We start from the raw sequence: 4,936 nt of genomic DNA, 5'->3' as shown, positions 1-4,936 counted from the left end.
CGTCGGCACTTTGTGCCCATTTCAGGATGACATATGGCCTTTTCTTTTCATGATAAGTGAGGAACCTCCTGTGGTGATCCCTGCATTCCTTTTGCAGTATACCCATTTCAACCTGACAGCCTCCGGCTTTCAATCGTTCTATGCCTTTTCCTGCGACTTTGTTATGAGGGTCTCTCAGCCCGATGACCACACGGGGGATCTTATGCTTGACAATAAGTTCGGCACAGGGAGGGGTTTTGCCAAAATGGGAACAGGGTTCCAGGGTGACATACAGTGTGGCCTCTTCCAATAATGAAGGATCCGCTACGGCGGCTATTGCGTTTACCTCTGCATGAGGACCTCCGTACGGACTGGTATAGCCCTCCCCGATGATCTTGTCCTTGCAGACCAGGACCGCACCCACCATGGGATTGGGGGGAGCAGTTCCCATCGCGTTTTTGGCGATTTCAATGCACCTTGCCATATATTTTTCCTGTATCTTCACCTGGCAAAAATAGGGTATTCAACATGAATCTTCACAGTGTCGTTTTCAGGGAGATCACGCCTTCTGATAATCCTGCGATTGCCCGAATTATCAGAGAGGTACTGGATGCCCTTGGAGTTCCCAAAACGGGGAGCAGCTATGCTGATCCTTCTTTGGACGACCTATATGCGTACTACAACAAGGACCGTGCTGTATATTATGTAGTGGAGTATGAAGGAACCCCCGTAGGTGGAGCCGGGATTACCCCGCTGGAAAACTACACGGGTAATGTATGTGAATTACAGAAGATGTATTTTGATCCCTCGGTACGCGGCAAAGGCATAGGAACACAGCTCCTCCAAAAATGCCTCAAAACCGCGGTTGATTTTGGATACGAGGCTTGTTATTTGGAAACAATGCCTTACATGAAAGCGGCACAGACCTTATATCTGAGGTATGGATTTGAGTATTTGGAAGGAAGTATGGGGGATACCGGACATACGGTATGCCCGGTCTGGATGCTCAAAAAACTTTGACCCATGTTGCTTAGGGAGATCAGAAACATATATCAGGAGGAATTAGAGGGCATCTATCCCAAAACTGAGATCGACAGTTTCCTTGACATACTCCTGGAGCATTATCTGGGCTTCGGGCGTTTCGTTATGGCCCTGCAGCCTGAATATACACTCACCAAAGAGGAAGAAAAGCCCCTGTTTGAAGCATTGGCCCGCTTGCGGCAAGAAGAACCCATTCAGTATATCACGGGATCGGTCCATTTTTACGGACGTGACTTTACGGTGAATCCTCATGTGTTGATTCCAAGGCCGGAGACAGAGGACCTGATCAGGTGGATCTTAGAGTGTCAGGGAGGACATGAGGCACCTTTAAAAATTCTTGATGTGGGCACAGGTAGTGGTAACATTGCAATTACCCTTGCCAGGGAGTTGCCACAAGCCGAAGTACATGCCCTGGACATTTCATCTGAGGCATTGGCTGTGGCCCGACAAAATGCGGCGGAAAACAAGGCGACTGTTCAATTTGTACAGGCGGACTTCCGAACCTTGAAGCACCTGGAGCATCAATGGGACCTATTAGTTTCCAACCCACCATATGTTCGCCTATCGGAAAGCAGGGAGATGAGTAATAATGTAAAACGCTATGAACCTGCACAAGCCTTGTTCGTGCCCGATGAAGCCCCTTTATTATTTTATGAGCTGTTGGCAAGATTTGGAAAAGCAAACTTAAAAACCGGTGGGATGCTTTTTCTGGAAATCAACGAAGCTTTGGGTACGGAGGTGCAGCAGCTGCTGAGCAGTGAGGGATACACCGAAATTGAAGTTAGACGGGACCTCTTTGGAAAGGAACGTATGATCAGTGCCGTATTTAAGAAGGAAATACTTTGAAATAATGCCCGGGGATTATATTATTGAAATGCCTTGGCCAATAACCAATTAGTATACCAAGATGAGCATAAAGGAAAGCATAGCAGCATTACGGGAAGAATTACACGATCATAATTACCGCTATTATGTCTTGGATGCACCAGTGATCAGCGATTATGAGTTTGATATGAAACTCAAGCAGCTACAGGAGCTCGAAGCACAGCATCCGGAATATTACGACCCGAATTCACCCACCCTCAGGGTAGGGGGGCAGGTCACCAAGAATTTCGATACCGTAGTACACGGATATCGGATGTTTTCTCTGGACAATTCCTATTCCCGGGAAGAATTGCTTGATTGGGAGAAAAGGGTACAGCGCATACTTGGGGACGTAGAGGTGGAATTTACCTGCGAATTGAAATACGACGGAGCATCGATCAGCCTGAGCTATGAAAACGGGGAACTCGTACGTGCCGTTACCCGGGGCGATGGTTTCCAGGGGGATGATGTCACTACCAATATCAAGACCATCCGGTCCATACCGTTAAAACTCAAGGGAGAGTATCCGGATAAGTTCGACATCAGAGGGGAAATTATCCTTCCCATTGCGGGATTCGAAAGGATGAACCAGGAGCGTATAGCGGCAGGGGAAGACCCCTATATGAACCCCAGGAATACAGCATCAGGCAGCCTGAAATTGCAGGATAGCGCGTTGGTGGCAGAACGCCCCCTGGATTGTCTGCTTTACGGCCTTGTAGGCCAGGAGCTGGGTGTTTCTACTCAGTTTGAGATGCTGAAAAAGTCCAGGGAATGGGGTTTCAAAGTTCCGGAAACGGCCCAGTTGTGCAAAAGTACAGAAGAGGTCATGGCCTATGTGGACCGTTGGGAAGAGGAACGCCACAAACTGCCCTATGAGACTGACGGGGTGGTGATCAAAGTAAACAATCTACAGCAGCAGGAAGAGCTCGGGTATACGGCTAAATCACCACGCTGGGCACTGGCCTATAAGTTCCAGGCCGAACAGGCCACCACAGTGTTAAATAAAATCACCTACCAGGTAGGTCGCACAGGCGCTATTACGCCAGTAGCGAATCTGGAACCGGTTTTGCTTGCCGGGACTACAGTAAAAAGGGCATCCCTTCATAATGCTGACCAGATTGCCAAGCTGGATATACGCGAAGGGGATACCGTCTTTGTGGAAAAAGGTGGTGAGATCATCCCGAAGATTGTGGGGGTGGATTTGACAAAAAGGAAAGCCGATTCTATTCCAACGAAATATATCGCCCATTGCCCGGAATGCGAAACGCCCTTGATCAGAAAAGAAGGCGAAGCCCAGCATTTTTGCCCGAACGATACGGGCTGTCCTACGCAAATTACGGGTCGGATACAGCACTTCATTTCCCGTAAGGCTATGGATATTGAAGGCCTTGGGGCGGAAACCGTAGAACTCCTGTTCAGGGCGGGACTTATCTCTAATTATGCTGATCTATATACCCTGAAGAAGGAAGATGTCCTTCCGCTGGAGCGAATGGCTGAAAAATCTGCCGACAACCTGATACAGGGGATCGCAGCCTCAGTAACGATTCCATTTGAACGGGTGCTTTTTGCCCTTGGGATTCGCTATGTGGGAGAAACGGTGGCCAAAAAATTAGCCAGGAGGTATAAAAATATAACAGCGCTGATAGAGGCGAGCAGGGAGGAGCTCACCCAGGTGGATGAGATCGGGGAACGCATAGCTGAAAGCGTGGTACGTTTTTTTGCGAATACCACCAACCTGGAAATCGTAGGACGCCTGCAATCCTATGGCCTGCAGATGTCCTTAACCGAAGATCAGCTGTCTAATCAGACCGATACGCTGCAAGGACAGCGTTTTGTGGTTTCAGGGGTGTTTGAAAAGGTATCCCGTACCGAACTCAAGAAACTCATAGAGGATAACGGCGGCAAGGTAGCTTCCTCCATCTCTTCCAAAACGGATTATGTTGTAGCGGGCGCTAATATGGGGCCCAGCAAAAAAACAAAAGCCGAGAGCCTCGGGGTACCCATTATTTCTGAAGATGATTTCCTTCAAATGGTACAGAAGACAGAATAGTGACTTTTAAGAAACCCTATGGGTTATGAGTATTCCAACCAATTTTGAAGCATTTTTAGCAACCTTTGCAGCAGATAGACCAGACGAACTATGGCCGGAAGCCTTAAAAGCCTTATGGTATGATGGCAAGGGGGATTGGTCGGCTTCCCACAACATTGCCCAGGATATCCCTTCGCCTTTGGGGAGTTGGATACATGCCTACCTTCACAGAAAGGAGGGGGACAAGTGGAATGCCGGGTACTGGTACGGCAGGGCCGGTCGGGAATTTCCAAAGGCCGGACTGGAAGAAGAATTTCAAGAGTTGGTAGAAGCTGTATTGAGCGTAGGACCTGCTTAGGTCAGTTTCCTCTTTCAATTTCAGTGTCTATTTCTCCAATAAGCCGGTCGATTTCTTCAATGGCAGCTTTATAGATCACTTCTTTTTCCTCCATAACGCGCTGAAGCAAAACAAGGATGTTTTGAAATTCGTATGCATATAGGGCTTCAGAAGATATGGGCTGCTGGTTTACAAAATCAAAACTGGTGGCTGCCCAGTGCGAAACATAATCCAGGATGATATCCCAATGGATATTTTCCATACGGTTGATATACTGATACCGCCATTCGATCCCTCGGATACCTTTGATAATATCGTTGTTTTCCAGGAGTTTTATATCCCCGCTATTGACTAGTGTTTCATAGATATTGCCGCTTTGGTCAAAATCGGAATATTCAAACAAGGCAGGAACCGTTGCGATAAGCGTATCGCGTTGACTCTGATCACCTTGAGTACTTACTTGAAGGGCATTTCTAAACAGGGCCAGGTGCCTGCCGTTGTAATCAATTTGCCCGAGGATCGAATACCGCTGTTGTTCCAGGTCTCCTTTCAGGTTGGTATAATACTTTAGTTCTTCGATCCGGTTCAATCGCTGGTCATTCCATTTATTTACCTGAAAGGCCAGCAATATCCCTATCATTACCAACAGGATTTCACCAATGGCGTAAAGCACGTATTTTCTGAAT

Annotated in this window: 6 protein-coding genes; 4 read left to right on the top strand and 2 right to left on the bottom strand. The window is 47.7% G+C overall.

What is annotated here, in order from left to right; all coding sequences use genetic code 11:
- Positions 1-484, bottom strand: a 484-nt coding sequence (ribD, locus tag AC4E7D_RS11580) for a bifunctional diaminohydroxyphosphoribosylaminopyrimidine deaminase/5-amino-6-(5-phosphoribosylamino)uracil reductase RibD (RefSeq protein ID WP_490173951.1), incomplete at its 3' end; no start/stop codon positions are given.
- Between the two features lie 23 nt (positions 485-507).
- Between ribD and AC4E7D_RS11575 the strand changes: the two genes are divergently transcribed.
- The 4 genes from AC4E7D_RS11575 to AC4E7D_RS11560 all read left to right on the top strand — a co-directional run bounded on the left by AC4E7D_RS11575 (position 508) and on the right by AC4E7D_RS11560 (position 4,271).
- Positions 508-999, top strand: a complete 492-nt coding sequence (locus tag AC4E7D_RS11575) for a GNAT family N-acetyltransferase (RefSeq protein ID WP_490173950.1) — start codon at positions 508-510, stop codon at positions 997-999.
- A gap of 3 nt (positions 1,000-1,002) precedes the next feature.
- Complete coding sequence (prmC, locus tag AC4E7D_RS11570) at positions 1,003-1,866, top strand: peptide chain release factor N(5)-glutamine methyltransferase (RefSeq protein ID WP_490173949.1); 864 nt, start codon at positions 1,003-1,005, stop codon at positions 1,864-1,866.
- Between the two features lie 61 nt (positions 1,867-1,927).
- Positions 1,928-3,934, top strand: coding sequence for an NAD-dependent DNA ligase LigA (gene ligA / locus AC4E7D_RS11565; protein WP_490173948.1), 2,007 nt, complete (start codon positions 1,928-1,930; stop codon positions 3,932-3,934).
- A gap of 25 nt (positions 3,935-3,959) precedes the next feature.
- On the top strand, positions 3,960-4,271 hold the full coding sequence (locus AC4E7D_RS11560; protein WP_490173947.1) for a hypothetical protein: 312 nt from the start codon (positions 3,960-3,962) through the stop codon (positions 4,269-4,271).
- Between the two features lies 1 nt (position 4,272).
- On the opposite strand, the gene AC4E7D_RS11555 is transcribed toward AC4E7D_RS11560, so the two are convergent.
- A partial coding sequence (locus AC4E7D_RS11555; protein WP_490173946.1) for a DUF6090 family protein occupies positions 4,273-4,936 on the bottom strand: 664 nt, incomplete at its 5' end.

It is taken from the genome of Lentiprolixibacter sp. (assembly GCF_982873095.1).
The sequence above is the reverse complement of the archived record's forward strand: the minus strand, read 5'-3'. Positions and strand labels throughout refer to the sequence as shown.